Consider the following 25,673-nt stretch of genomic DNA (forward strand, 5'->3'; position numbering starts at 1 on the left):
GCGCTGCATTTCCTCGGCGTGGATCAGCATGTCCGAGGCCTGCCCCTGGAAGCCGCCCAGCGGCTGGTGCACGTGCAGGCTGGCGTTGGCCAGCGCGGCGCGATGGCCGGGCTCGCCGGCCATCAGCAGGAACGATCCCATCGAGCGCGCGGTGCCCATGCACAGGGTGTGCACCGGCGACTTGATGAACTGCATGGTGTCGTACATGGCCAGCCCGCTGGTGATGACGCCGCCGGGCGAATTGATGTACAGATGGATCGGCTTGCCGGGATTCTCGGCTTCCAGGAACAGCAGCTGCGCGCACACCAGGGCCGACACGGCGTCATTGACCTCGCCGCTCAGGAAGATGATGCGTTCGCGCAGCAGGCGCGAATAGATATCGAACGAACGTTCCCCGCGGCCGGACTGTTCCACCACCATCGGGACGAGCTGCATCGTTTCGCTCATGCGCGAACTCCTGTCTTGCATCAAAGGGAAAGGCGGCGTCAGGCGGCGAGCTTGAAGGCCGGCCAGGCATCGTTCGCGGCTTGCGGCGCGGGCCGCGCCAGCCGCGCGTCGTCGGGGGCGTGGATGATGGTCAGGCGGGTGCCGCCGTCGGCGGTGGGATTGAGCTGGAACGTGACCACGCTTTCCAGGCAGGGCGGCAGCGTGTCGCGCATGCGGTAGCGGATTTCGACGCCGGGCGTCGCGGCCAGCGGCTCGGGATCGGCCAGCGCGCCGTCCGGCAGCCACTGCTCGCGCAGGGCGGGGATGCTGAGGGCGCGCCAGACCTTCTCGGGCGGCGCATCCAGTTCGTAGTCGAGCACCAGGGTCGTGTCCCGCGAGGCGGCGTCCGTGTGGGTCATTGGTCCATGTCCTTGAGCAGCGTCTTCAGGGCGTCGACCCGCGCCGGCCACCAGGCGCGGTACTTCGACAGCCAGCCGGCGAGCAGCGCCAGGCCGTCCGGGTCGACTTCGTAATTGACGAAACGACCCTGGCGTTCCTCGCGCACCAGCCGCGCCTGGCGCAGCACCGCCAGGTGCTGCGAGACCGCGGGCTGGCTGATGTCCAGGCCCTCGCGCAGCGCGCTGGCGTTCATGGCGCCCGCCGCGAGCTTGTCGAACAGCGCGCGGCGGGTCGGGTCGGCCAGGGCCTTGAAGATGTCGTTTTCGATCATGGCAACACATTAGCAGTTACTTATGTGTTGTGCAAGCCCGGCCCGGCCCGGATCAGGGGCCGGGCCGCCGCCCTGCGCGGGCGGGGGACTCAGTGGATGACGCGGGCCGCCTTGCGGGCGCGCTTGATCTCGTACATGCGGGCATCGGCCAGGCGCACCGCTTCCTCGGCCGCCAGGCCGCGCGGATCGAGCGCCACCACGCCGACGCTGGCGCCCTCGTAGGGCAGGGCGGTCTCGCCGAGCTGGTAGCGGCCGACGGTGGCGGCGGCGGCGCGGTCTTCGAGCGAGCGCGCCGCTTCCTCGGCATCGCCGCGCTCGGCCTCGTGGCCTGGCGCCGCGTCGCCGCGCGCCAGCGCGGGGCCGGGGCCGATCAGCACGAATTCATCGCCGCCCAGCCGCCCGACCATGTCGGAGGCGCGCAGCGCCATCGCCAGGCGCCGCGAGACTTCCTGCAGGAAGGCGTCGCCCAGCTGGTGGCCGTAGGTGTCGTTGATGCCCTTGAAGCCGTCCAGGTCGACCACGCCCACCAGCACGCTGCCGCCTTCGCGCAGCGCGCGGCCGCGCAGGCGGTCCAGTTCCTCGTACAGCGCGCGGCGGTTGGGCAGGCCGGTCAGCGGATCGGTCAGCGCGTAGGCCATCAGCTTGGTGTTGGCGGTGCGCAGTTCGGCCACCAGCTGTTCGCGTTCCAGGAAGCTGGCGATCACGCTGGAGAACAGGCGCATGATGGCCTCGGCCTGCGGCGCGATGTCCTGGCGGCGGGCGCTGGCGCCGCACAGCGTGCCCAGCAGCAGGCCGTCGTCGGTGCGGATCGGGGTGCTGACGTAGGTCTGGATGCCGAGCTGGCGCGCCGCGTCGGAATCGGGCCAGCAGGCGCCGACGTCGCTGGTGGACATGCGGCCTTCTTCCAGCGCGCGCTTGCACAGCGTGTCCGACCACGGCACCGACAGGCCTTCCGGAATCTGCAGCGCGCCGACGTTGCGCGCGTAGCGCACGTGCTGCTGGTCCTCGTCCGGATCGATCGAGGTGAGATAGGTGGATTCCAGGCCGGTGACGGCTCCGAGCATATCCAGAAGGGGGCGCGTCAACTGTTCGACCGATTTGGCCGCCTGCAGTGACGCCGACAGTTCGGCGAGTATCGGGTCCAACGAAAGCTCCCAAAAAAACACTGACGCATCGACGCCGGCCCCGGGTCCTCGGCCCAGGGAGCGGCCTTGTCGACATTATGCCTGCCCTGCCTTCCTAAAGTCCTATGTTGCATTGCCGTAAGCCAGGATGGCGCGGACGCTTGCGTCGTCGCGTACCTGGATGCCCGTGCCCCCCCGGCATGGGCAGTTGCAGTAAGAAGACAAGCATGAAAATCACCTCGTTGCGCAACAGGATCCTGTTGATCACCTGCTTCACCGTCATCGGCGCGCTAGTGCTCTCGGGCATTGCGATTTATCACATCGTGCGCGACAACATGATGGCAACCATCTCCGCGGACCTGGACGCCATCGCCGCCGGCAACGCCAGCGCCATCGAACGCTGGTCGGCCGACAAGGCCCTGGCGGTATCGGCCACCGCCGCGGTGGTGGAGAAGGGCGATCCGCGCGGCCTGACCAAGCTCATGGGCGAGACCAACGGCTTTCCCATCACCAGCATCGGCTGGTCCGACAAGAGCTACTTCTCGACCGCCCAGACGCCGGCCGACTACGATCCCACCGCGCGTCCCTGGTACAAGAGCGCGGTGTCCGCCGGCAAGCTGACCGTGACCAAGCCGTATGGCGATTCCGGCACCGGCAAGCCCTACGTGGCCTTCACCGCGCCGATCGTGCGCGCCGGCCAGACCACCGGCGCCGTCAGCGGCGCGGTGGCGCTGGACGGCATCAAGGACGTCATCAAGGCGATCCGGCCCACGCCTTCCAGCACCGCGTTCGTGCTGGCCACCGACGGCCAGGTGATCTCGCACGTCGACGACAAGCTGGCGCTCAAGCCGTCCACCGACGTGGCCGCCGGCCTGACGCCGGCGGTGCTGGCCGGCATGGCGCACGACGGCGCCGCGCCGCTGGTGCTGAGCCTGGGCGGCGCGCCCAAGCTGCTCAAGGCGCGTCCGATCGCCGGCACCGACTGGTTCCTGGTGATCGCGCTGGACGAGGCCGAGGCCACCGCCGGCCTGTCGCAGGTGTTCAACGCCACGCTGATCTCGATGGTGGTGCTGACGCTGGTGGCCGTGCTGCTGGCCAGCGTGGTGACCTCGCGCGCCTTCAAGCGCCTGTCGGCGGTGCGCGACGCCATGGACACCATCGGTTCGGGCGACGGCGACATGACGCACCGGCTGGCGGTGGTGGGGCATGACGAAGTGGCGCAGATCTCGTCGTCGTTCAACGCCTTCGTCGACAAGATCAGCCACGTCATGCTGGACGTGCGCAACGGCGTGCACTCGATGACCTCGGCCACGCGCGAGATCGAGATGGGCAACCGCGACCTGTCGCAACGCACCGAAGTGTCGGCCGGCTCGCTGCAGGAGACCTCGTCGGCGCTGACCGAGCTGACCTCCAGCGTGCGCCAGACCGAGGAGGCCGCCGAGCACGCCACGCGCCTGGCGACCGAAGCCAGCCAGGCGGCCGAGCGCGGCGGCCGGGTGGTGACCGACGCGGTCAGCACCATGGGCGCGATCGCGCAGTCGTCCGAGCGCATCACCGAGATCATCAGCGTCATCGACGGCATCGCCTTCCAGACCAACATCCTGGCGCTGAACGCGGCGGTCGAGGCCGCGCGGGCCGGCGAACAGGGCCGCGGCTTCGCCGTGGTGGCGGGCGAGGTGCGCACACTGGCGCAGCGCAGCGCGGCCTCGGCGCAGGAGATCCGCACGCTGATCCAGGCATCGGTGCAGAACGTGCGCAGCGGCACCGAGCGGGTCCAGGCGGCCGGCTCGACCATGCACGAGATCGTTGAAGGCGTGTCGCGTGTTCAGCGTCTTGTCAGCGAGATCCACGGCGCCATGGCCGAACAGAGCGTGGGCATCAGTCAGATCGACCGCAGCGTGTCGGAGATGGACCAGGCCACGCAACAGAACGCGGCGCTGGTGGAACAGTCGGCGGCGGCCTCGGCGATGCTGAGCGACCAGGCCGGCGCGCTGGCCGGCACCGTGGCCCTGTTCAAGCTGCGCGGCGATGCGCACGGCGCCGCGCCCCGCATGGCGGCGCTGCCGGCCTGATCCGGCGCGGTTGGCGCGGCGGCGCGTGAGGCGCATGACGCGCCGCGCGCCGACGCGCATGGCGGTCCGTCATCCCGTGTGGTGACGGCCGCGCCAGCGTCGCGCAATGCGACGCGGGTGATGCATGGATGTCGCCGGAGATGGCGCTTGTCGTGGCGCGATGCGGTTGCATCGCGCCGATCTTTCCCGGTTCCGTTCGCGGACGTTTTTCCTGTCTTTCCACCGACCCGATCCGTCTTGCCGGAACGGCCCGCGCACGCGGCTTTCGTCTCGCTGAATGGGGGGTGAGGCCGCGGGCCGTTGTCATTTTGACATCAATTCAGGAAGCAGTCAGCTTCATGTCGCCAGACCTACGGGAAAGCGATAAGTCATTCGCGCGTTTCGGCGCAAAAAGCGAAAGCTGATTGGAAGTGTCGCTCTCTACTATCTGCCGACCTCGTCCGCAGCACCGAAATTTTCAGCGGGAAGACAGGCGGGGAAACCAGACCGGTTTGAGAAACCGGGTGGCAATAACAAGCGAAAAAAACGCAATGCCTGGGAGGGCGCGTCTTATGTATTTGGGCAATAGAAACTTTGTCGCGGGGCTCTTCATGATCGCCTTCGCCCTGCTGTTCGGGCTGGCGGCGTTGAAGTACCAACTGGGGTCGTTCAGCCGCTCGGGGCCGGGCCTGTTCCCGCTGATGGTCAGCTCGCTGCTGGGCGTGATCGGGGTGATCTCGGTGGTGCGTTCGCGCTTCGTGCCGCCGGTGCCGCTGAGCTACAGCATCAAGAACATCGCCATCATCATGCTGAGCCTGTGCGGCTTCGCGGTGGTGTCGGGCTTCATCAACATGATCGTGGGCATCGTCTTCCTGGTGTTCTGCTCGACGCTGGCGGGCACCTCGTACTCGGTGGTGCGCAATATCAAGATCTCGCTGGGCCTGATCGCGGTGGCATTCGCCTTCCGCAACCTGCTCGGCCTGAACCTGCCGCTGTACTGAGGGAGAGCCATCATGATGGAGATGTTGAACAATCTCGCGTTCGGTTTCGAGCACGCGCTGACCCTGCAGAACCTGATGTACTGCGCGATCGGCTGCGTGGTCGGCACGCTGGTCGGCCTGCTGCCGGGCCTGGGCCCGCTGTCGACCATCAGCCTGCTGTTGCCGCTGACGTATTCCATTCCCACCGGCGGCGCGCTGATCATGCTCGCCGGCATCTACTACGGCGCGCAGTACGGCGATAGCGTCAGCGCGATCACGATGAAGATCCCGCATGCGAGCAGTATCGTCGCCTGCATCGACGGGTATCAGATGAACCTGAAGGGCAAGACCGGCCTGGCCTTGTTCACCGCGGGCGTGTCGAGCTTCATCGGCGGCACCGTGGCGATCGTGGTGCTGTCGACGATGGCGCCGGCGCTGGGCGAAGTCGGCCTGCTGTTCGGCCCGGCCGACTACTGCGCGCTGATGCTGCTGGGCTTCTTCTGCGTCAGCTTCGTCAGCAGCGGCAGCCTGCTCAATGGCCTGGCGATGGCCATGATCGGCATCCTGCTGGGCGTGATCGGCACCGACGTCAACAGCGGCGTGGCGCGCTACACGATGGACCTGGCCTTCCTGCAGGACGGCGTGGGCCTCATCAGCATCGCGCTGGGCTGCTTCGGCATCGCCGAGATCGTCAAGAACCTGGACAACCGCAACACGCTGACGCCGTTCAACGGCAAGATCAAGCTGATCCCGACGTGGCCCGAGTTCAAGCGCATCATCCCCAGCGCGCTGCGCGGCAGCGTGGTGGGTTCGGTGCTGGGCATCCTGCCGGGCGGCGGCCCGACGATCGCGCAGTTCGCCGCCTACGCGGCCGACAAGCGCTTCAGCAAGTACCGCCACGAGATCGGCAACGGCGCCATCGAAGGCGTGGCGGGCCAGGCGGCGGCCGACGAAGCGGCCGCGCGCACCAGCTTCATCCCGCTGATGGCCATCGGCATCCCCGAAAACGCCGTCATGGCGCTGATGCTGGCCGCGTTCATCGTCAAGGGCATCCAGCCCGGTCCCAACATGATCGGCACCCACCCCGACCTGTTCTGGGGCCTGGTGGCCAGCATGTGGGTGGGCAACTGCTTCCTGCTGATCCTGAACGTGCCGCTGGTGCGCTACTGGCTGTCGGTGTTCAAGATCCCGTACACGGTGCTGTTCCCGGCGATCCTGTTCTTCTGCTGCATCGGCACGTTCAGCATCAACAACAACCTGGACGACATCTACATCACGGCGATCTTCGGCCTGATCGGCTACCTGTTCCTGCGCCTGGGCATGGAAGCGGCGCCGCTGATGCTGGGCTTCATCCTCGGCCCGATGCTGGAAGAGAACTTCCGCCGCGCCATGCTGCTCAGCCGCGGCGAGTTCGGCGTGTTCCTGACGCGGCCGATCAGCGGCACGCTGCTGGCGCTGATCGGCGCGGCCGTCGTGTGGCAGCTGGTGTCGTTCCTGCGCAAGGCGCGCAAAGCGCCGGCGCTGGAGCGGCAACCCGCCGAGCCGTGATCGTGCGTTGAACGCCTGGCCCTGTCGACGCCGCCCGCGGCGCCGACAGGGCCGGGTCGGATGCCCGGCGCGAGCGTCATGCGCGCGCTAGGGCAGATTGGCCTGCCACTCCTGCAATTGCTGGGTCCGCTGTTGCGTCCTGCGCAGAAGGCATGCCATCTGGTCCGCATTGCGCCCGGTCCCGGCCTGATTGATCAGGTACCACGCGGCACACTCGCTGTCGCGAAAGCGCACCCACCGCCGCTGGGCCTCGACGAACCGGGTTTTCAGCGCGGGATAGTCAAGCACCTCGTTCCGGGGTTGCGACAGGGTTTTCAGAAGCCGTTGATACACGCCGTTGAGGTCGCTGTCGGCCTGCTCGTAGGCGGCCTGCGCCCGCATGTCCGTGCATATCGGCGAATAGTCGTCCGCCTGGCAGTCCTGCGCATGCGCCAGGGGCGATGCGCTCAGGACAAGAGCAGCAATGAGGCGACGGCCGGACGTTGAACGCATGCGCATGGTGGCTGAGGGATGTCGGGTCGAGAGTCGGGAGGCGGCTTCAAGCCGCTGATTATCGCCCACGCATCCGCGCCCTGGGCGTCGGCCGTCCCGCCCCATGATGCGCGCGGCGGCCTGCGTCGATTGGCCGACGGCCAGCGCTCCGCGTTGCCGCAGACTCTCCTCATAGCGTTGCAAGGCCTGTTCCAGCGGCAGGCCTTGTCGCGTCTGCGCCAGCAACGCCGCCAGCGATTGCGCATCGGCCAGGGCGGTGTTCGCGCCCAATCCGCCCGCCGGGCTCATTGCGTGGACGGCATCGCCCAGGAAGGTCAGGCCCGCTTGCGTCCAGCGGGGCAGGGCGGGCGCGCTGTAGACGGTCTTCAGGGCGATGCCGGCCGGATCGCTGGCGGCCGCCATGGCGGCCAGCGCGGGATGCACCGGGGCGAGCAGCCGCTCGGCGGCGCGCTGCCAGCGACGGCCGGCATCCGCATCCCGCGGGGCCGCGTCGGCGTCGGGCAGGGGCGAGTCCTCGCCCAGCACCGCGGCGCGTTCGCCGATCACGGCCCAGTACTGGTAGTTGGGGATATCGCTGAGACGGCTGGCGGGGGCGATCCGCTGCGCAAGCGGCGGCAGCGCCGGCAGCCGCATGGCGTCCAGCACCAGCGCATAGCCGGGTCCGAACACCACGCCCGCGCCGGCCCGCAGATCCGCGGGCAGCGCATCGCCTGCCAGGCTGCCCAGCGGCGCCACGCCGAAGATCGTGACGGTGCCCGTGTCCCGCGGCGCGGCCTGCGGCAGATGCTGGCGCCGCAGCGCGGAATGCACGCCGTCGGCGGCCACGACCAGCGTGCCGGGCCGCGCGGGCAGGCCATCCAGGCGCAGCCCCGCCGCGTCCAGGCCGGCGCAGCCATGGCCGAAATGCACCCGCGGCCCCAGGCCCGACAGCAGGATCTCGCGCAGCGTCTGGCGGTGGGCGGAGCGGTCGGGCGGGGTGTCGGCGCCGTCCAGGCGCCAGGTGGCCGAGGCGCGCTGCGGCAGCGGCCGCAGTTGCGCGTCGAACATGCCGCCGGGCTGGTCGTGGGTCGAGCAGCTGTGTTGGAACAGGGCGTACAGGTCGGGCGGCAGGCAGTGCGCCAGCGCCGCCTGGCCGGTGGCGTCGATGCGCAGGCGGTAGCCCTGCACCCGGCTGTCGGTGCGCGCGTCGCGCTCGTAGACGTCGACCTCGATGCCGGCGCGCGCCAGCCCCTGCGCCAGGCACAGTCCGCCCAGGCCGGCGCCGATGATGGAAACGTGGAGATTCTGCATAATGTCCTCGAAGCAAGCCGGCGTCGCCGGCACCCCCACAGCTTGCGCGCAAGCGCGTCCGCGCCGGTAATGCCGGCGCGCCAACAAATCATGCGAACCCGCCAGACCGCTGCCCCCGCGCCCGACTACAGCGAATTGCTCGACGGCCCGGCCGTGTGCGTGTTCCATGGCGCCGACGCGCCGGGCAGCGAGTTCCGGCTGGGCTCGCGCGAATACGATTGGCACGCCCATGCCCGCGGGCAGTTGTTCGGGGTGGACAGCGGCGCGATGCGGGTGCGCACCGAGGCGGGCGCATGGCTGTTGCCGCCGCAGCGCGCGGGCTGGATCCCGCCGGGGCTGCGGCACCGGGTCAGCGTGGCGGGCGCCGCCAGCGGCTGGGTCGCGCTGGTGCATCCGCGGGCCGCCGCGGCGTTGCCGGCGGCGCCCTGCGTGCTGGGGGTGGACGGGGTGTTGCGCGCCATGGTCCTGCGCGCGGCCGATTGGCCGGACAAGCTGGCGCTGGATCCGGCGCGCGCGCGCTTCGCGGCGGTGTTGCTGGACGAGATCGAGGCGGCGCCGCGCGAACGCCTGCACCTGCCGTGGCCGCGCGACCGGCGCCTGGCCCGGCTGGCGCAGGCGTTGGCCGACGACCCGGCCGACAGCCGGCCGCTGGACGTGCTGGCCGCGCACGCCGGCCTGGCGCCGCGCACCGCGCAGCGCCTGTTCCGCGACGAGACCGGCCTGGGGTTCGCGCAGTGGCGCCAGCAACTGCGCCTGATCCATGCGCTGGAACGCCTGAGCGCGGGCCAGCTGGTGGCGCAGGTGGCCGACGCGCTGGGCTACGCCACGCCCGGCAATTTCATCGCCATGTTCAAGCGCGCCTTCGGCATGACGCCGGGGCGCTATCTGCGCACGCCGCTGGACGAGGGCGACGCGGGCGTCGCGGGCGTCGCCTGATCCGCGCGCCGGGACGCGCGGCGTCCCGGCGTCTGGCGGCCGCCTTACTCCGCCAGCTTGCGCATCTCGGCGATCAGGTCCGCCTTGCCCTCGAAGCCGATGCCGGGCAGTTCGGGCAGCGTGACGTAGCCGTTGTCGACCCGCACGCCGTCGGGGAAGCCGCCATAGGGCTGGAACAGGTCCGGATAGGATTCATTGCCGCCCAGGCCCAGGCCGGCGGCGATGTTCAGCGACATCTGGTGGCCGCCGTGCGGAATGCAGCGGCTGGCCGACCAGCCGTGCTGGCGCAGCATGTCGAGCGTGCGCAGGTATTCCACCAGGCCGTAGCTCAGGGCGCAGTCGAATTGCAGCCAGTCGCGGTCCGGCCGCATGCCGCCGTAGCGGATCAGGTTGCGCGCGTCCTGCATCGAGAACAGGTTCTCGCCGGTGGCCATCGGCTTGTCGTAGTAGTTGCGCAGCGTGGCCTGCAGTTCGAAGTCGAGCGGGTCGCCGGCTTCCTCGTACCAGAACAGGTCGTACTGCGACAGCGCCTTGGCGTAGCGGATCGCGGTGTCCAGGTCGAAGCGGCCGTTGGCGTCCACCGCCAGTTTCTTGCCATCGCCCAGCACGCCCAGGATGGCGTCGATGCGGCGCAGGTCTTCGTCCAGCGAGGCGCCGCCGATCTTCTTCTTGACCACGGTATAGCCGCGGTCGACGTAGCCGCGCATCTCGTCCTTGAGCTTGCCCAGGTCCTGGCCCGGATAGTAGTAGCCGCCCGCCGCATAGACGAACACGCGGCGGTCGGGGCGGCCGTTGCCGTAGCGCTCGGCCAACAGCTGGAACAGCGGCTTGCCGGCGATCTTGGCGACCGCGTCCCACACCGCCATGTCGATGGTGCCAATGGCGACCGAGCGTTCGCCATGGCCGCCCGGCTTTTCGTTGATGTACATGGCGTCCCAGACCCGGTGCGGATCGAGGTTGTCGCCGCTGTCGTCGAGCAGGCTGGCGGGGTCGGCCTCCAGCACGCGCGGGATGAAGCGTTCGCGCATCAGCGTGCCCTGGCCATAGCGGCCGTTGGAGTTGAAGCCGTAGCCGATCACGCGCCGGCCGTCGCGCACCACGTCGGTCACCACGGCCACCAGGCTCAGCGTCATCTTGCTGAAGTCGATGTAGGCGTTGCGGATGGGGGAACTGATCGGGACGGTCTTCTCGCGGATTTCGACGATTTTCATGGTGTCTCCTGGCCGGGGGCGGGGATGGGAAAACCGTAGATTATTGGCTTGATGCGGCATTATGATTCGCTATCAGGCACTACTTTATTAACTTGAAGTTAAAGATTCCGGCGCTCGCCTGCCGTCGCCGGCCTCGTCCGCATGAGGCGTTTCCCGCCGTGAACCACGATCTGGCATCTTCCCTGGAGTTCTTCGTGCTGCTGGCGCGCCACCGCAACCTGTCGACGGTGGCGCGCCTGCTCGACCTGACGCCGCCGGCGGCCACCAAGCGCCTGGCGCAGCTGGAGGCGCGGCTGGGCGTGCGGCTGGTGAACCGCACCACCCGCAGCATCAGCCTCACGCCCGAAGGCGAAACCTACCTGCACTACGCCACGCGCATCCTGGCCGACGTGCGCGAAATGGAAGAGGTGGTGTCGTCCAGCGGTTCGGTGCCCAAGGGCCTGCTGCGCATCAACGCGACGCTCGGCTTCGGCCGCACCGCGATCGCGCCCATCGTGTCCGAGTTCGCCGCGCAGCATCCGCAGGTCGAGGTGCAGCTGGACGTCACCGACCGGCCCATCGACCTGGTGGAAAGCGGCGTGGACCTGGGCATCCGCTTCGGCGCCTTGCCCGATCAGCGCCTGGTCGCCCGGCGCGTGCTGTCGAACCGGCGCTTCCTGTGCGCGGCGCCGCGCTACCTGGCGCGGCACGGCACGCCCGCCAGCCTGCGCGACCTGGCCAGCCACCAATGCATCATCCACCGGCAGAACGAGGACGCCTATGGCGTCTGGCGCTTCACCCGCGACGGCCGCGCCGAGACCGTGAAGGTGCATGGCGCGCTCTCCAGCAACGATGGCGACATCGTGCTGAACTGGGCGCTCGATGGCCACGGCATCCTGGTGCGTTCGGAGTGGGACCTGGCCAAGTACCTGGAGAGCGGGCGGCTGCGGGTGGTGCTGCCCGAGTTCATCCTGCCCTCGGCCGACCTGTTCGTGTACTACCCCAGCAAGCGCGACCTGTCGGCGCGCACGCGGGCGTTCATTGATTTCCTGATGGCGCGCTTCGCGTAGGCCCTAGCGGAATCGATAGGCCAGCACTTCGTCGCCGGCCGCGTCGATCTCGCCGGTGGGCGTCCACCCCAGCCGCCGGTAGAAGCCGTGCGAGCGCACGCCCGGATCGGCCGCGCAGCTCAGGAACAGGCGTTCGTGGCCCAGCCCGCGCAGCGTCTGCATGACCTGGTCGAGCAATGCGCGGCCGATGCCGCGGCCCTCGCAGGCCGGCAGCAGGGCCAGCACCAGGATCTCGCCGCTGTCGCGATCGCCGAAGCAGTAGCCGGCCAGCGCGCCGTCCGCCAGCGCCACCACGCCGGGCAGCGAGCCGTCGCGGATGCCGTCGCCCCAGCTTTCAGGCGTGATGCCGAGCGCGCGCAGGTCTTCGGCCGAGAAGGCATTCTCGCGGGTGCGGCCGCGCAGGTCGATGCAGGCGGCGGCGTCGTCGGGATGGGCTGGGCGGTAGTGCAGGTTCATGTCGGGCGTCGTCAGGCGGAAGGGGGCGCGTCCGGCGGCTCGCGGACGCGCGCCGGGCGCGGGAAGTGCGCGGGGATCAGCCGCCGAGCGCGGCCAGGTTCAGCGTGTGGCTGTGGCCGATCCACACCGCGCAGTCGCGGTGGTCGCGCAGCGATTCGCCGGTGTTGGGATGCAGGAACACATCCAGCGCGCCATGGTTGAGCGCCAGCCAGGTGAGCACCCGCGGCAGCGTGGCCGGCGCGAAGGCGAGCTGATAGCTCCATTGCGGATGCGGGCCGACCGGGCGCTCGTGGAAGCGGCCCATCTGGATGCTGTCGCCGAACGCGGCGATGGCCTGTTCGCGCAGCGCCCAGGCCGCGTCGCGGCTGTCGGCATTGAAATAGACGTGGGCGTGCCAGCTGTCGACGATGGCGGGGTCCAGGATCATGAGGGTCAACCTCCGGCGCGCTTGGCGCGATGGCCGAGTTTGTCGAGCGCGGCCAGGATGCGGTCGCAATGGTCGCCCTGCACCTCGACGACGCCGTCCTTGACGGTGCCGCCCGAGCCGCAGGCGGTGCGCAGTTGCTTGCCCAGCGCGGCCAGGGCGTCGTCGTCCAGCGGCAGGCCCTTGACCACGGTTACGGCCTTGCCGCCGCGGCCCTTGGTTTCGCGCGACACGCGCACGCCGCCGGGGGCCGGCACGGGCCGGGCCGCCGCCTTGCACTGGCAATCGGCGAGCGGGCGGCGGCATTGCGGGCACATCCGGCCGCCATCGGTGGAATAGACGAGTCCGCCTGGGGAGCTGCTTTTCATGGGTGATGCGTGAGATTGCGGTTCAGGCAGCCATTATGCCGGAGCCGCCGCCGCGGGCCCGGCGCGGGCGGCGCTCATTCGTCGAAGCCGCGCGGCCCCAGCGATTCGACCAGGTAATCGATGAACGACTTGATGCGCGAGGAGATCGCGGTGTTGCGGTAATAGACCGCGTTGACCGGCTGGCGCACGTCCAGCGTCTGGCGCGGAAACAGCTGGCGCAGCGCGCCGGACTGGCGGTCGGCGCGCGTCATGAAGTCCGACAGGCAGACGATGCCGGCGTCGTTCAGCGCCAGTTGCCGCAGCGTCTCGCCGCTGAACGAGCGGATCGCCGGCTGGATGTGCAGCGGCTGGCCGTCGGCATCCTCCAGCGGCCACTCGTTGAGCGATTCCAGTTGCGAGAAGCCCAGCAGGCTGTGGTCCGCCAGGTCGGCCACGCGCTTGGGCGTGCCGTGCGCCGCCAGGTAGCCGGGGCTGGCCAGCACCCGCACGCGGCTGCGGCCGATCGGCACGGCATGCAGCGACGAATCCTTCAGGCTGCCGATGCGCAGCGCCAGGTCGGTGCGGCGTTCCAGCAGGTCGATGTTGCCCTCATTGCTGTTCAGTTCCAGCTCGACCTTGGGATAGCGCTTGCGGTAGCCAGGCACCAGCGGCACGATCACGTGCAGCATGAAGGGCGAGGCGGCGTCGACCCGCAGCCGCCCGGCCGGCTGGTTGCGGCGCGCGTGCATCTGCTCCTCGGTCTCTTCGACCGCGGCGATGATCTTGCGGGCCTGCTCCAGGTAGGCGCGGCCTTCCTCGGTCAGTTCCAGCCGCCGGGTGGTGCGGCGCATCAGCGTGGTCTGCAGCTTTTCCTCCAGCCGCGTCATGGTGCGGCTGGTGGCGGAAATGGTCTGCTGCAGCGCATCGGCGGCGGCGGTGATCGAGCCGCTGTCGACGATGGCGATAAAGACCTGCATTTCGTCGAGTGTCGTTTTCATATTTGAAGTTATATCAAAAGTCTTTCGCCGATACAGGGCTTATTCCGCAAGGATCGTGCGGGCACACTGGGTGCATTCCAACACCTACCCAGGAGTTTTACATGAGCATCCCGTCTTTTGGCGTCGGCACTTTCCGCCTGCAGGGCCAGGTCGTCATCGATTCCGTGCGCAACGCGCTGGACGTCGGCTACCGCGCCGTCGATACCGCCCAGATCTATGAGAACGAGGCCGAGGTCGGCCAGGCTGTCGAGGCCAGCGGCATCGCCCGCGCCGACCTGTTCCTGACCACCAAGATCTGGGTGCCGAACTATGGCCGCGCCAAGCTCGTGCCCAGCCTGAAGGACAGCCTGGCCAAGCTGCGCACCGACTACGTCGACCTGACCCTGATCCACTGGCCCGCGCCCGGCAACGGCGTCGCCATCGCCGAGATGATGGCCGGCCTGATGGATGCCCGCGAGCAGGGCTTGACGTGCCAGATCGGCATCTCCAACTTCCCCATTGCCGAGACCCGCGAGGCCATCGCCGCCGTCGGCAAGGACGCCATCGCCACCAACCAGATCGAGCTCAGCCCCTACCTGCAGAATGCGGCGCTGGTGGACTTCCTGAACCAGCAGGGCATCCCCGTCACGTCGTACATGACGCTGGCCTACGGCAAGGTGCTGAAGGATCCTGTGATCGGCCAGATCGCGCAGCGCCACAACGCCACGCCGGCGCAGGTCGCTCTGGCCTGGGCGCTGCAACGCGGCTTCGCCGTGATCCCGTCGTCGACCAGGCGCGAGAACCTGGCGAGCAACCTGCTGGCCCGCGACCTGCGCCTGACCGACGCCGACATGGCGCAGATCGCCGCGCTGGAACGCAACGGCCGCGAAGTCAGCCCGGAAGGCCTGGCCGCCGCCTGGGACTGAGGCACGCCATCGGCGCCGCGCGCGCCAACCAGATTTCACAAGGAGCCATTCCATGAAGCTATTCATCACCGGCGCCAGCGGGTTCATCGGCGGCGCCGTCGCCGCCTCGATGGCCAGGGCCGGCCACCAGGTCCGCGGCCTGATCCGCAATCCCGACCGCGCCGCCGAACTGCGCGGCTTCGGCATCGAACCGGTGCTGGGCACGCTGGATGACGCGGCGCTGCTGGCGGCCGAGGCGCGCGCCGCCGACGCGGTCATCAACGCCGCCGACAGCGACCATCGCGGCGCCGTCGAGGCCCTGCTGGGCGCGCTGGCGGGCAGCGGCAAGGCGTTCATCCATACCAGCGGCAGCAGCCTGGTCGCCGACGACGCGCTGGGCGAGCCGTCCGACGCGGTGTTCGACGAAACCACGCCGGTGGCGCCGGTGCCGGGCAAGGTGGCGCGCATCGCCATCAATGACCTGATCCACGCCAGCGCGCCGGGCGTGCGCAGCGTGGTGCTGTGCCACACCCTGATCTACGGTTCGACCGAGGGGCCGCGCGCCGCAAGCGTGCAGATCCCGCCGCTGGTGGCGCAGGCCCGCGAAAGCGGCATCGCGCGCCACGTCGGCCGGGGCCTGAACCGCTGGTCCAACGTGCACATCGCCGATGTCGCGGCGCTGTATCACCTGGCGCTGGAGAAGGCGCCGGCCGGCAGCTTCTATTTCGTCGAGAACGGCGAGACCGCCTTCGTCGACCTGGTCGGCGCCATCGGCCAGGCCCTGGGGTTGGGACCGGCCCAGGCCTGGGATCCGGCGCTGGCGGTGGCTTATTGGGGCAAGGACCTGGGCGCCTACGCGCTCGGCTCCAACAGCCGGGTGCGGGCGGGCAAGGCGCGCCGCGAACTGGGCTGGGCGCCGCGGCACGATGACGTGCTGGGCTGGGTGCGCCAGGCCATCGCCTGACGCGGGACGGCGCGGCGCCGGGTCGGGGCCGCGCCGGCGTCCACGGGGTGGGCCAACGGCGGGGCGCCGTCAGCAAAACGCCAACAGAGTTGCGGTAAGGTAACCGTTCCCTTCAGAGATTCCGCACGGAGCAGAACTTGAAATACCGCAAACTCGGCCGTACCGACCTGGACGTCAGCCTGATCGGCCTGGGCACCATGACCTGGGGCGAGCAGAACACCGAGGCCGAGGCCCACCAGCAGCTGGACTACGCGCTCGAGCGCGGCGTCAACCTGGTCGACGTGGCCGAAATGTACCCGGTGCCGCCCAAGCCGGAAACCCAGGGCCTGACCGAAACCTACATCGGCACCTGGCTGGCGCGCAGCAAGCGGCGCCAGGACATCGTGCTGGCCAGCAAGGTGGCCGGCCCGGTGCGCGATCCCAAGCGTCCCGGCCACATCCGCGACGGCAAGACCTTCCTCGATCGCAAGAACCTGACCGAGGCGCTGGACGCCAGCCTCAAGCGCCTGCAGACGGATTACCTGGACCTGTACCAGCTGCACTGGCCCGACCGCACCACCGCCACCTTCGGCCAGCTGTCGTATCCGTGGGTCAAGGACGACCACACCGTGCCGATCGAGGAAACCCTGTCGGTGCTGCAGGACTTCGTGCGCGCCGGCAAGGTGCGCCACGTCGGCGTCTCCAACGAAACGCCGTGGGGCGTGTCGCAGTTCCTGAAGGCCTCCGACAATCTCGGCCTGGCGCGCATCGCTACGATCCAGAACGCCTACAGCCTGCTCAATCGCGTCTACGAGATCGGCCTGTCGGAATTCAGCCACCACGAAGGCGTGGGCCTGCTGGCCTATTCGCCGCTGGCCATGGGCATGCTTTGCGGCAAGTACCTGGACGGCGCCCGTCCCGCCAACGCCCGCCTGACGCTGTATACGCGCTTCACCCGCTACAGCAACCCGCAGGCCGAGGCCGCCACCCGCGAGTACGTCGAACTGGCGCGCCAGCACGGCATCTCGCCGACGCACCTGGCGCTGGCCTGGGTCAACCAGCGCCCGTTCGTCACCAGCAACCTGATCGGCGCCACCAACCTGCAGCAATTGAAGGAAAATATCGATAGCGTCGACGTCGAACTGTCGTCCGACGTGCTGCAGGCCATCGACCAGATCCACGTGCGCCACCCGAATCCGGCGCCTTGATCCCGCTTGCCGGGAGCGACGAGGACCCTATATGCGCAATCTCGATTTCAGCTCCTGGCAAACCGTACTGTCCACGCTGCTGGGCCTGGCGGTCATCACCCTGATCGGGGTGGGGATCCGCCTGCTGGTGATGCAGACCATCCAGCAGCGGCGCGAACGCGAGAACCGCCAGATCAACGAGCGCCTGCGCACCCTGATCGCGGCCTACAAGACGCTGGGCGGGTCCTTCACCGGCAACCTGGTGGTGGACCCCAGCCATCTGCGCGACCTGCGCCATGGCGCGCCGCAAGCGGCCGTCGCCAGCGGCGCGCACGACGATGAGATCGACCCCGATGCCGCCGACCCGCTGCGGCCGGCGGCGCTGGACGGCCCCGGCGGCGAGCGCCGCCGGCGCGTGCGCGACGCGGTCGAGGCGGCGCTGTCCGACATCATCCTGCCGGGCACCGAGGACCAGGTGCGGCTCGCGGCCCAGGCGGCCGCCGACCTGGTGGCCGGACGCCGCATCGAGACCGCCGAGCTGGTGGTGTCGCTGCGCGACTTCATCCGCCGGGTGCTGAACCTGGAACCCGTGCCGGTCGGCCTGGCGATTCCGCGCCAGGGCCCGACCCGGCCCGCGGCTGGCGGCGCGAAGGGCGGCAATGCCCGTGGCGAGGCGGGCGGCGGCGGCAAGGGCGGGGGTGGGGGTGCAGGGGGCGGCGGCGCCGCCGCGGGCATGGGCATGATGGGCGTGGGCGCCGGGCTGGCGGCCGACGATCCGCACGATCCCCACGGCGGCGCCCGCTAGCACGCAACCGTCGGTCATGCCGGCGTGGGTGATGCCTGCGCGAGCCGGCCGACGCGCCGGCCGATCATTGCGGCCGCGCGCCGCGCCGCTTCGCTTCAATACACATCGCGCACATAGCGCTTGTCCGCGGTCATGCGCGCCACGTAGGCCGCCGCCGCGTCGGCATCCATGCCGCCGTGTTCCCGCACCACCTGCCTGAGCATGGCGTCTACGTCGCGGGCCATCTGTCCTGCATCGCCGCAGACATAGAAATGGGCGCCCTCCTGCAGCCACGCCCAGAGCCGCGCGCCGTGCTCGCGCATGCGGTCCTGCACGTAGATCTTGGCGGCCTGGTCGCGCGAGAACGCCAGGTCCAGCCGCGTCAGCAGGCCGTCGTCGCGCAGCGCCTGCAGTTCGTCGCGATAGTAGAAATCGCTGGCCGCGTGCCGCTCGCCGAAGAACAGCCAGTTGCGGCCGCCATCGCCGCGCGCCCGCCGCTCTTGCAGGAAGGCGCGGAACGGCGCCACGCCGGTGCCGGGGCCGACCATGATCATCGGCGTGTCGCCCTGCCGTGGCGGCCGGAAGTGGCTGGCCTCCTGCACGAAGACCGGCACGTCGGCGTCGCTCGCGCGGTCGGCCAGGAAGGTCGATGAGACGCCCTTGCGCTGGCGCCGGCCGTTGTCGTAGCGCACCGCGGACACCGTCAGGTGAACCTGGCCGGGATGCGCCTTGGGGCTGGAGGCGATGGAGTACAGACGCGGTTGCAGGCGCTTGAGCGCGCCCAGCCACGCCTGCGCCGGCAGCGCCGCCGGAAACGCGTGCAGCACGTCGGCCAGCTGCTTGCCCCACAGCCATTGCCGCAGGTCCGCGCGGCGTTCCTCGGCCAGCAATTGCCGCAGGCCGGGATCGCGGGTGTGTTCCGCGATCAGCGCCAGCGTGGCCGGCGCGGGGCGCGCGATTTCGTAATGCGCGGACAGCGCCCGGGCCAGCGGCATGTCGCCGACGCCCGGCACGCTGGCCACCGCGTCGCCTGACAGGCCGGCCTGCGCCAGCAGTTCCTCCACCAGCTCGGGGCAGTTCACCGGCCAGACGCCCAGCGCGTCGCCGGCCTGGTAGTCCAACCCGGTGCCGGCGATGTCCAGCGTCAGCGCGCGCGTGTCCTTGTCGCCGCTGGCGTTCAGCCGCTGGTTGCCGATCAGGCGCGCGGGCGCCGGGCGCGTCCGGGAGGGCGGCGCCGGGCGCGCGCCGATGGGCGGGGCGGCAGGTTCGGGCGGCGCGGCGGGGGCCGCCCTGCCGGACGGGGCGTCGGCAGTCAGCGCCGCCGCGATGTCGTCAGGCATCAGGCCGCCGGCCGCATGGCCATGCTGTTCGGCGTCGGCCGCATGGATGCCGGCGATGGCGCTTTCCAGCCAGGCGTCGGCCGGCGCCTCGTAGTCGGTGTCGCAATCGACCCGCGCCAGCAAGGGCCGCGCGCCCAGCTGCGCCAGCCGCTGGTCGAGCCGGCGGCCGTGGCGGCAGAAGGCGTCATAGTTGCTGTCGCCCAGCGCCAGCACCGCATAGCGCAGCGACGCCAGCCGCGGCGCGTCGGCGGCCGACAGCGCGCGCCACAGGTCCTGGCCGTTGTCCGGCGCGTCGCCGTCGCCGAAGGTGCTAGTGATCAGCAACAGGTGCTGGGCGCGCGCCAGGGCGTCGAGCGTGCAGTCCGCCATGCAGGCGGTGCGCAGCTCGAAACCGGCCGCGGCCAGCGCGGTGGCGCTGCGTTCCACCAGCGATTCGGCATTGCCGGTCTGCGAGGCCCATAGCAGCGTCACGCGCGGGCGCGGGCCGATGATGCGGACGGTGGCCTCCGCCGCGTCGGTGGCAGGCGTGGTCGCAGGCGCCAACGGCTGCGGCACGCGGCTGTACAGGCCATGCAGCAGGCCGTTGAGCCACAGGCGGGTGGCTTCGTCGAAAGGCGCGTGGACGGGCAGCTCCGGAATGCCGGGAGCGCCGCCGGCCTGCCGCAAGCCGTTGAGAAAACCCGACAGGTAGTGGCGCTGGCGCGCATCCAGCGCGGGCGGTTCCGCGCCGCTCGTCAGGCCGAGTAGCGCGGCCATGGCCTCGGCGGGGGCGGCGCCGCTGGCCGACACGGCGACGGGCTGCAGGGCCGGGCCGGTCTCCAGGTTCCCGGCCGCTGTCAACGCCGGGGCCGCGTGTGCCGCGGCCAGGCCGGCAACATTGTCGGCCGCCATTTCCGTCATGGCCAACGTGGCCGGCGCTACGGCGCGCGTCGCCCTGCCGGCAGGCGCCGCGACGCGGCACAGCGCCACCGCGCAGAACTTCAGCTCGGGCTGCTGCGACACCGGATCGATGGCGTCGCTGGTGACGGCGTTGATGCACAGATCGTCGCCATACACGTCGTTCCAGTGCATGGGGGCGAAGCAGTTGCCGGGCCGCACCCGGTCGGTGACGACGGCGGGCAGCACCGCGCGGCCGCGGCGCGAACGGATCTCAACGTTGTCGCCGGCAGCGATGCCGAGCGCTGTCGCGTCATCGGGGTGGATCTCCACGAACGGCGCGGGGTTGAGTTTGTTCAGCATCGGCACCTTGCCGGTCTTGGTCAGCGTGTGCCATTGGTGCTGCAGCCGCCCGGTGTTGAGCACCATGGGATAGTCGGCGTCGGGCAGCTCGGCCGGATCGGCGTGCGGCCGCGCGTGGAACTGCGCGCGGCCGTTGGCGGTGGCGAATGCCAGGCGCGGCCGCGCGCCATCGTCCTCTTCGCGCCACGGCTGGCTGACGCCGTCGTTGAGATAGCGGATCGGATTGCGCTCGGGGCCGTCGGCGCGCGCACAGGGCCATTGCAGCGGCGTCTCGCGCAATCGCGCATGGCTGGCGCCGCGCAGGTCGTAGCCGGTGGCGGGGTTGGAAAAACCGGCGATCTCCTCGAACACCTCGGCCGCGCTGGCGTACTGGAACGCGTGGCCGTAGCCCATCTCGCAGGCCACGCCGGCGATGATGCGCCAGTCGGGCAGCGCGTCGCCGGGGGGCGGCACGGCCCGCGGCATCAACGTCAGGGTGCGTTCGGAATTGATCATCACGCCGTCGGCCTCGGCCCACAGCGCGCCGGGCAGCAGGATGTCGGCGTAGCGGTTGGTCTCGGTGTCCAGGTAGGCGTCCTGCGCGATCACCAGTTCCGCCGCGCGCAGCCCGGCCACCACGTTGGCGCGGTTGGCGACGCTGGCCACCGGGTTGGTGCAGATGATCCAGCAGGCCTTGACCTCGCCCGCCGCCATGCGCTGGAACAGGTCGATGGTGCCTTGCCCCAGCCGCGTATGCAGCGTGCCGGCGGGCACGCCCCAGCGCGCTTCGACAAAGGCGCGGTCGGCGGCCGACAGCACGCTGCGCTGGCCCGGCAGGCCGGGGCCCATGTAGCCCATCTCGCGTCCGCCCATCGCGTTGGGCTGGCCGGTCAGCGAGAACGGCCCGCTGCCCGGCCGGCAGATGCGGCCGGTGGCCAGGTGCAGGTTGCACAGCGCGTTGGTGTTCCAGGTGCCGTGGGTGCTCTGGTTCAGCCCCATGGTCCAGCAGCTCATCCATTCTGGCGCCGCGCCGATCCAGTCGGCGGCCTGGCGCAGTTGCGCGGCGGCAATGCCGGTCAGCGCCTCGACCCGCTCGGGCGCGTAGTCGCGCAGCAAGTCCGGCATGGCCTCCCAGCCGTCGGTGTGCGCGGCGATGAAGGCCGCGTCGGTCTTGCCGGCCCCATGCAGCAGATGCAGCAGGCCGTTGAGCAGCGCCAGGTCGGTGCCCGGCTTGATCGCCAGGTGCAGATGCGCCTTCTCGGCGGTGGTGGTGCGGCGCGGATCGACCACGATCAGGCGGGCGCCGGCCTTGACCCGGTCCATCATGCGCAGGTACAGGATCGGATGGCAGTCGGCCATGTTGGCGCCGATCACCAGGAACAGGTCGGCGCGGTCGATGTCCTGGTACGAGCCGGGCGGGCCGTCGGCGCCCAGCGACAGCTTGTAGCCGCTGCCGGCGCTGGCCATGCACAGGCGCGAATTCGATTCGATGTTGTTGGTGCCGATGAAGCCCTTGGCCAGCTTGTTGGCCAGGTACTGGGCCTCGATCGACATCTGTCCCGATACGTACAGCGATACCGCGTCGGGGCCGTGCGCGTCGATGATGGCGCGCAGCCGCCTGGCGGTGTCGCGCAGGGTGTCCGCCATCGGCCGCGGCGCCAGGTCCTGGCCGCGCCGGTCGCGCACGTAGGCGTGCTCCAGCCTGCCCGACTGGCGCAGGGCAAGGTGGGCCGACGACCCCTTGGTGCAGAGACGGCCGAAGTTGCTGGGATGCTCGCGGTTGCCGGTGATCTTCACCACCTGCTCCCGTTCCACGTGCAGGGTCATGCCGCAGCCCACGCCGCAGTAGGGGCAGACGGTGTCCACGGTGCGCTGGCTGCCGCTCATGCTCGGTTCCCAAAAAAGAAAGCGCCCTGCCTGCGCGGCCAGCGGCCGGGCGGGCAGGGCGCCATTGCCCTGGTTGGCTCCCGGCGTGGCCGGGTCGATACCCTGTCGATGCAAGTTCCATGCCAATCGGCCGCCGCCGGTGGACCGCGCCGCACGCGGACCGGCGGCGCGCGCGGTGGTGCGTGGCTGCACCGCCGTGGTGCGCCGCCGACCCGTTTGGGTGCGCGGCGGCGTGGGTGGCGGGCCGCCGCGCGGGCGGCATCGCGATGGCACGCTTATTGCTTTGATTGCCATACCGGGCCCGTGTCCGGCCAGACAACGCAAGCTTTGCAGGCAACGGCGCCCGGACCCACCAGTCCCGGGCGCCGTTTGTCTTTTGAAAACCGAACGGCCCAGCCTGGACAGCCCCATGAGCACAGCGACCTCCACGACTCCCATGCAGACCCTGATCGTCATCGGCAACGGCATGGTCGGCCATCACTGCGTCGAGCAACTGATCGAGCGCGGCGCGCTGGCGCGCTATCGCATCCTGGTGTTCGGCGAAGAGACCCGGCGCGCCTACGATCGCGTGCACCTGTCCGAATACATCGGCGGCCGCGATGCCGAATCGATGGCCATGAGCGACGCCGCGTTCTATGAGCGGCCAGGCCTGTCGCTGCGGCTGGGCGAGCCGGTGCTGCGCATCGACCGCCACGCGCGACAGGTGGTGACGGCCGCCGGCAGCCATGACTACGACAAGCTGGTGCTGGCCACCGGCTCCTATCCCTTCGTGCCGCCGATCGCCGGCGCCGAAGGGGCCTCGCGCCTGGTGTACCGCACGCTCGATGACCTGGACCAGATCCGCGCGGCGGCCGACGGCGCCCGGCGCGGCGTGGTGGTGGGCGGCGGCCTGCTGGGCCTGGAGGCGGCCAATGCGCTCAAGTCGCTCGGGCTGGAGGCGCACGTGGTCGAGTTCGCGCCGCGCCTGATGCCGGTGCAGCTGGACGAGGCCGGCGGCGGCGCGCTCAAGGCGCGCATCGAGGCGCTGGGCGTGGGCGTGCACCTGTCGCGCGCCACGCAGGAAATCAAGGATGGCACGCAGTACCGCTACCGCATGCGTTTTGCCGAGGGCGCGCCGCTGGAGACCGACCTGATCGTGTTCTCGGCCGGCATCCGGCCGCGCGACGGCCTGGCGCGCCAGGCCGGACTGACGGTGGCCGAGCGCGGCGGCGTGGCCGTCGACGGCTATTGCCGCAGCAGCGATGCGTCGATCTACGCGATCGGCGAATGCGCCGCGTTCGACGGCGCCATCTTCGGCCTGGTGGCGCCCGGCTACCAGATGGCGCGCGTGGCCGCCGCCGAGCTCTGTGGCGACGACAGCGCGCCGTTCGCCGGCGCCGACATGTCGACCAAGCTCAAGCTGCTGGGCGTGGACGTCGGTTCGATCGGCGATGCCCATGGCGCCACGCCCGGCGCGCGCAGCTACCGCTACATCGACGAGGCGGGCGCCTCGTACCGCCGCCTGGTGGTGTCGGCCGACGGCAAGCGCGTCCTGGGCGCGGTGCTGGTGGGCGACAACAGCTACTACGACACGCTGCTGCAATACGCGCAGAACGGCATCGCGCCGCCGGCCGACCCGGCCAGCCTGATCCTGCCCGCCGGCCAGGCCGCGCCCGCGCTGGGCGCCGGCGCGCTGCCGGCCACCGCCACCATCTGTTCGTGCCACAACGTCAGCAAGGCCGCCATCTGCGACGCGCTCGACGGCGGCTGCACCGACGTCGGCGGCGTCAAGGCCTGCACCAAGGCCGCCACCGGCTGCGGCGGCTGCGCGGCCCTGCTCAAGCAGGTGGTGGAACACGAACTGGCGAGCCGCGGCGTCGCGGTGGACAAGAGCCTGTGCGAGCACTTTCCCTACACCCGCCAGGAGCTCTATTCGATCGTCCGGGTGCAGGGCATCGAATCGTTCGAGGAACTGCTGGCGCGCCACGGCCGCGGCCACGTCGGCTGCGATCTCTGCAAGCCGACGGTGGCGTCGATCCTGGCGTCGTGCTGGAACCGCCCGATCCAGGATCCGAATCGGGTGCCGCTGCAGGACACCAACGACACCTTCATGGCCAACATGCAGAAGAACGGCACCTATTCGGTGGTGCCGCGCATCCCGGGCGGCGAGGTCACGCCCGACGGCCTGATCGCGATCGGCGCCGTGGCCAAGAAGTACCAGCTCTACACCAAGATCACCGGCGGCCAGCGCATCGACCTGTTCGGCGCGCAACTGCACGAGTTGCCCGACATCTGGGCCGAGCTGATCGCCGCCGGCTTCGAGACCGGCCACGCCTACGGCAAGTCCACCCGCACCGTGAAGTCCTGCGTCGGCAGCACCTGGTGCCGCTACGGCGTGCAGGACAGCGTCGCCATGGCGCTGCGCATCGAAGACCGCTACAAGGGCCTGCGCGCGCCGCACAAGCTCAAGTTCGCGGTCTCGGGCTGCACCCGCGAATGCGCCGAGGCGCAGAGCAAGGACATCGGCGTCATCGCCACCGAGAACGGCTGGAACCTGTACGTGTGCGGCAACGGCGGCATGCGCCCGCGCCACGCCGAACTGTTCGCCCAGGACCTGGACGATGCCACGCTGATCCGCTACATCGACCGCCTGCTGATGTTCTACATCCGCACCGCCGACAAGCTGCAACGCACCTCGGTCTGGCGCGAATCGCTGGAAGGCGGCCTGGACTACCTGAAGGCCGTGGTCATCGACGACAGCCTGGGACTGGGCGCCGAACTGGAGGCGCAGATGCAGCTGGTGGTGGACCGCTATGAATGCGAATGGGCCAACGCCCTGTCCGACCCGGAAAAGCTCAAGCGTTTCCGCACCTTCGTCAACAGCGCCGCCGCGGATCCGGACATCCGCTTCGTGCAGGAGCGCGGCCAGCCGCGGCCCGCGCCCGCCGCGCGCGTGATTCCCATCGCCGAGGAGCTTGCCTGATGCGCTCGAATGTCGTGATCGCCCTGCGCCAGGAGGCGCCATTCAATGCCCGGCCCGGCGCCGAGGCGTGGCAGCCTGTCTGCACCCGCCGCGACCTGGTCGCCGATTCCGGCGTGGTGGCGCTGGTCGATGGCCGCCAGGTGGCCCTGTTCTACTTGCCGGCGGTGGCCGGCGAAACGCTCTACGCCATCGACAACCGCGACCCGAAGTCGGGCGCCAACGTGATCGGCCGCGGCATCGTCGGCCACCTGGCCGGCGAGCTGGTGGTGGCCTCGCCGCTGTACAAGCAGCACTTCCGGCTGCGCGATGGCGTCTGTGTCGAGTATCCCGAGCAATCGCTGCGGGCCTGGCCGGTGCGCTTCAACGGCGACGCGGTGGAAGTCCAGCCGCCCGCCGCAGCCTGAGG

At 70.1% G+C, this 25,673-nt stretch carries 21 protein-coding genes and 1 pseudogene; 11 read left to right on the forward strand and 11 right to left on the reverse strand.

What is annotated here, in order from left to right; translation table 11 throughout:
- From AOZ49_RS15970 to AOZ49_RS15985, 4 genes and pseudogenes are all read right to left on the reverse strand, one after another.
- Positions 1–432, reverse strand: a pseudogene (locus AOZ49_RS15970) (ATP-dependent Clp protease proteolytic subunit); the annotation flags it as partial.
- 53 nt (positions 433–485) lie between these two features.
- On the reverse strand, positions 486–845 hold the full coding sequence (locus tag AOZ49_RS15975) for an SRPBCC family protein (RefSeq protein ID WP_054428751.1): 360 nt from the start codon (positions 843–845) through the stop codon (positions 486–488).
- Positions 842–1,156 (reverse strand): ArsR/SmtB family transcription factor, encoded by a 315-nt coding sequence (locus tag AOZ49_RS15980; RefSeq protein WP_054428750.1) that lies wholly within the window; start codon positions 1,154–1,156, stop codon positions 842–844. The genes AOZ49_RS15975 and AOZ49_RS15980 overlap by 4 nt, the downstream gene beginning before the upstream one ends.
- 89 nt (positions 1,157–1,245) lie before the next feature.
- The gene (locus AOZ49_RS15985; RefSeq protein ID WP_082380472.1) at positions 1,246–2,301 is read right to left on the reverse strand and encodes a sensor domain-containing diguanylate cyclase; all 1,056 of its coding nucleotides are present in this window, start codon (positions 2,299–2,301) and stop codon (positions 1,246–1,248) included.
- Between the two features lie 206 nt (positions 2,302–2,507).
- Between AOZ49_RS15985 and AOZ49_RS15990 the strand changes: the two genes are divergently transcribed.
- The 3 genes from AOZ49_RS15990 to AOZ49_RS16000 all read left to right on the forward strand — a co-directional run bounded on the left by AOZ49_RS15990 (position 2,508) and on the right by AOZ49_RS16000 (position 6,859).
- Positions 2,508–4,352 carry a methyl-accepting chemotaxis protein gene (locus AOZ49_RS15990; protein WP_054476462.1) on the forward strand — a complete coding sequence of 615 codons (1,845 nt, stop codon included), beginning with the start codon at positions 2,508–2,510 and terminating at the stop codon, positions 4,350–4,352.
- Between the two features lie 551 nt (positions 4,353–4,903).
- Complete coding sequence (locus AOZ49_RS15995; protein ID WP_054476464.1) at positions 4,904–5,332, forward strand: tripartite tricarboxylate transporter TctB family protein; 429 nt, start codon at positions 4,904–4,906, stop codon at positions 5,330–5,332.
- Between the two features lie 15 nt (positions 5,333–5,347).
- Positions 5,348–6,859: a tripartite tricarboxylate transporter permease gene (locus AOZ49_RS16000; protein ID WP_054476521.1), complete on the forward strand. Its 1,512-nt coding sequence runs from the start codon at positions 5,348–5,350 to the stop codon at positions 6,857–6,859.
- 87 nt (positions 6,860–6,946) lie between these two features.
- Here AOZ49_RS16000 and AOZ49_RS16005 read toward each other — a convergent pair whose 3' ends face one another.
- Positions 6,947–8,641, reverse strand: coding sequence for an FAD-dependent monooxygenase (locus AOZ49_RS16005; RefSeq protein WP_054476466.1), 1,695 nt, complete (start codon positions 8,639–8,641; stop codon positions 6,947–6,949).
- Between the two features lie 90 nt (positions 8,642–8,731).
- Here AOZ49_RS16005 and AOZ49_RS16010 point away from each other — a divergent pair, with 90 nt between their 5' ends.
- A complete protein-coding gene (locus AOZ49_RS16010) occupies positions 8,732–9,577 on the forward strand; it encodes an AraC family transcriptional regulator (protein ID WP_054476523.1) in 846 nt (281 codons plus the stop codon).
- 44 nt (positions 9,578–9,621) lie between these two features.
- Here AOZ49_RS16010 and AOZ49_RS16015 read toward each other — a convergent pair whose 3' ends face one another.
- Positions 9,622–10,788: a mandelate racemase/muconate lactonizing enzyme family protein gene (locus AOZ49_RS16015; protein WP_054428744.1), complete on the reverse strand. Its 1,167-nt coding sequence runs from the start codon at positions 10,786–10,788 to the stop codon at positions 9,622–9,624.
- A 158-nt stretch (positions 10,789–10,946) separates the two neighbouring features.
- On the opposite strand from AOZ49_RS16015, the gene AOZ49_RS16020 reads away from it, so the two are divergent.
- A complete protein-coding gene (locus AOZ49_RS16020; RefSeq protein WP_054428743.1) occupies positions 10,947–11,837 on the forward strand; it encodes a LysR family transcriptional regulator in 891 nt (296 codons plus the stop codon).
- Positions 11,838–11,840: 3 nt separating this feature from the next.
- On the opposite strand, the gene AOZ49_RS16025 is transcribed toward AOZ49_RS16020, so the two are convergent.
- The 4 genes from AOZ49_RS16025 to AOZ49_RS16040 form a co-directional block, all read right to left on the reverse strand.
- Positions 11,841–12,293: a GNAT family N-acetyltransferase gene (locus AOZ49_RS16025; RefSeq protein WP_054476467.1), complete on the reverse strand. Its 453-nt coding sequence runs from the start codon at positions 12,291–12,293 to the stop codon at positions 11,841–11,843.
- 76 nt (positions 12,294–12,369) lie between these two features.
- The gene (locus AOZ49_RS16030) at positions 12,370–12,720 is read right to left on the reverse strand and encodes a DOPA 4,5-dioxygenase family protein (RefSeq protein ID WP_054428741.1); all 351 of its coding nucleotides are present in this window, start codon (positions 12,718–12,720) and stop codon (positions 12,370–12,372) included.
- 5 nt (positions 12,721–12,725) lie between these two features.
- Positions 12,726–13,085: a translation initiation factor Sui1 gene (locus tag AOZ49_RS16035; protein WP_054476469.1), complete on the reverse strand. Its 360-nt coding sequence runs from the start codon at positions 13,083–13,085 to the stop codon at positions 12,726–12,728.
- 74 nt (positions 13,086–13,159) lie between these two features.
- Complete coding sequence (locus AOZ49_RS16040) at positions 13,160–14,062, reverse strand: LysR family transcriptional regulator (protein WP_054428739.1); 903 nt, start codon at positions 14,060–14,062, stop codon at positions 13,160–13,162.
- Positions 14,063–14,163: 101 nt separating this feature from the next.
- Here AOZ49_RS16040 and dkgB point away from each other — a divergent pair, with 101 nt between their 5' ends.
- The 4 genes from dkgB (at position 14,164) to AOZ49_RS16060 (ending at position 17,881) form a co-directional block, all read left to right on the forward strand.
- Positions 14,164–14,967, forward strand: a complete 804-nt coding sequence (dkgB, locus tag AOZ49_RS16045; RefSeq protein WP_054476471.1) for a 2,5-didehydrogluconate reductase DkgB — start codon at positions 14,164–14,166, stop codon at positions 14,965–14,967.
- A 52-nt stretch (positions 14,968–15,019) separates the two neighbouring features.
- On the forward strand, positions 15,020–15,910 hold the full coding sequence (locus tag AOZ49_RS16050; RefSeq protein WP_054476474.1) for an NAD-dependent epimerase/dehydratase family protein: 891 nt from the start codon (positions 15,020–15,022) through the stop codon (positions 15,908–15,910).
- A 137-nt stretch (positions 15,911–16,047) separates the two neighbouring features.
- A complete protein-coding gene (locus AOZ49_RS16055) occupies positions 16,048–17,097 on the forward strand; it encodes an NADP(H)-dependent aldo-keto reductase (RefSeq protein WP_054428736.1) in 1,050 nt (349 codons plus the stop codon).
- Positions 17,098–17,128: 31 nt separating this feature from the next.
- Positions 17,129–17,881: a hypothetical protein gene (locus tag AOZ49_RS16060; RefSeq protein WP_054476476.1), complete on the forward strand. Its 753-nt coding sequence runs from the start codon at positions 17,129–17,131 to the stop codon at positions 17,879–17,881.
- A gap of 95 nt (positions 17,882–17,976) precedes the next feature.
- Here the strand turns inward: AOZ49_RS16060 and AOZ49_RS16065 are convergent, their stop codons facing one another.
- Entirely contained in the window at positions 17,977–22,305 is a 4,329-nt protein-coding gene (locus AOZ49_RS16065; protein ID WP_054476478.1) for a bifunctional nitrate reductase/sulfite reductase flavoprotein subunit alpha, read from the reverse strand.
- A 409-nt stretch (positions 22,306–22,714) separates the two neighbouring features.
- Here AOZ49_RS16065 and nirB point away from each other — a divergent pair, with 409 nt between their 5' ends.
- Together nirB and nirD are read left to right on the forward strand one after the other, a co-directional pair.
- Positions 22,715–25,267, forward strand: a complete 2,553-nt coding sequence (gene nirB / locus AOZ49_RS16070) for a nitrite reductase large subunit NirB (protein WP_054476480.1) — start codon at positions 22,715–22,717, stop codon at positions 25,265–25,267.
- A complete protein-coding gene (gene nirD / locus AOZ49_RS16075; RefSeq protein WP_054428732.1) occupies positions 25,267–25,671 on the forward strand; it encodes a nitrite reductase small subunit NirD in 405 nt (134 codons plus the stop codon). The genes nirB and nirD overlap by 1 nt, the downstream gene beginning before the upstream one ends.
- The last annotated feature ends 2 nt before the right edge of the window (positions 25,672–25,673 follow it).

Source organism: Achromobacter sp. 2789STDY5608615 (assembly GCF_001298995.1).
Classification (GTDB): Bacteria; Pseudomonadota; Gammaproteobacteria; order Burkholderiales; family Burkholderiaceae_B; genus Achromobacter; species Achromobacter insuavis.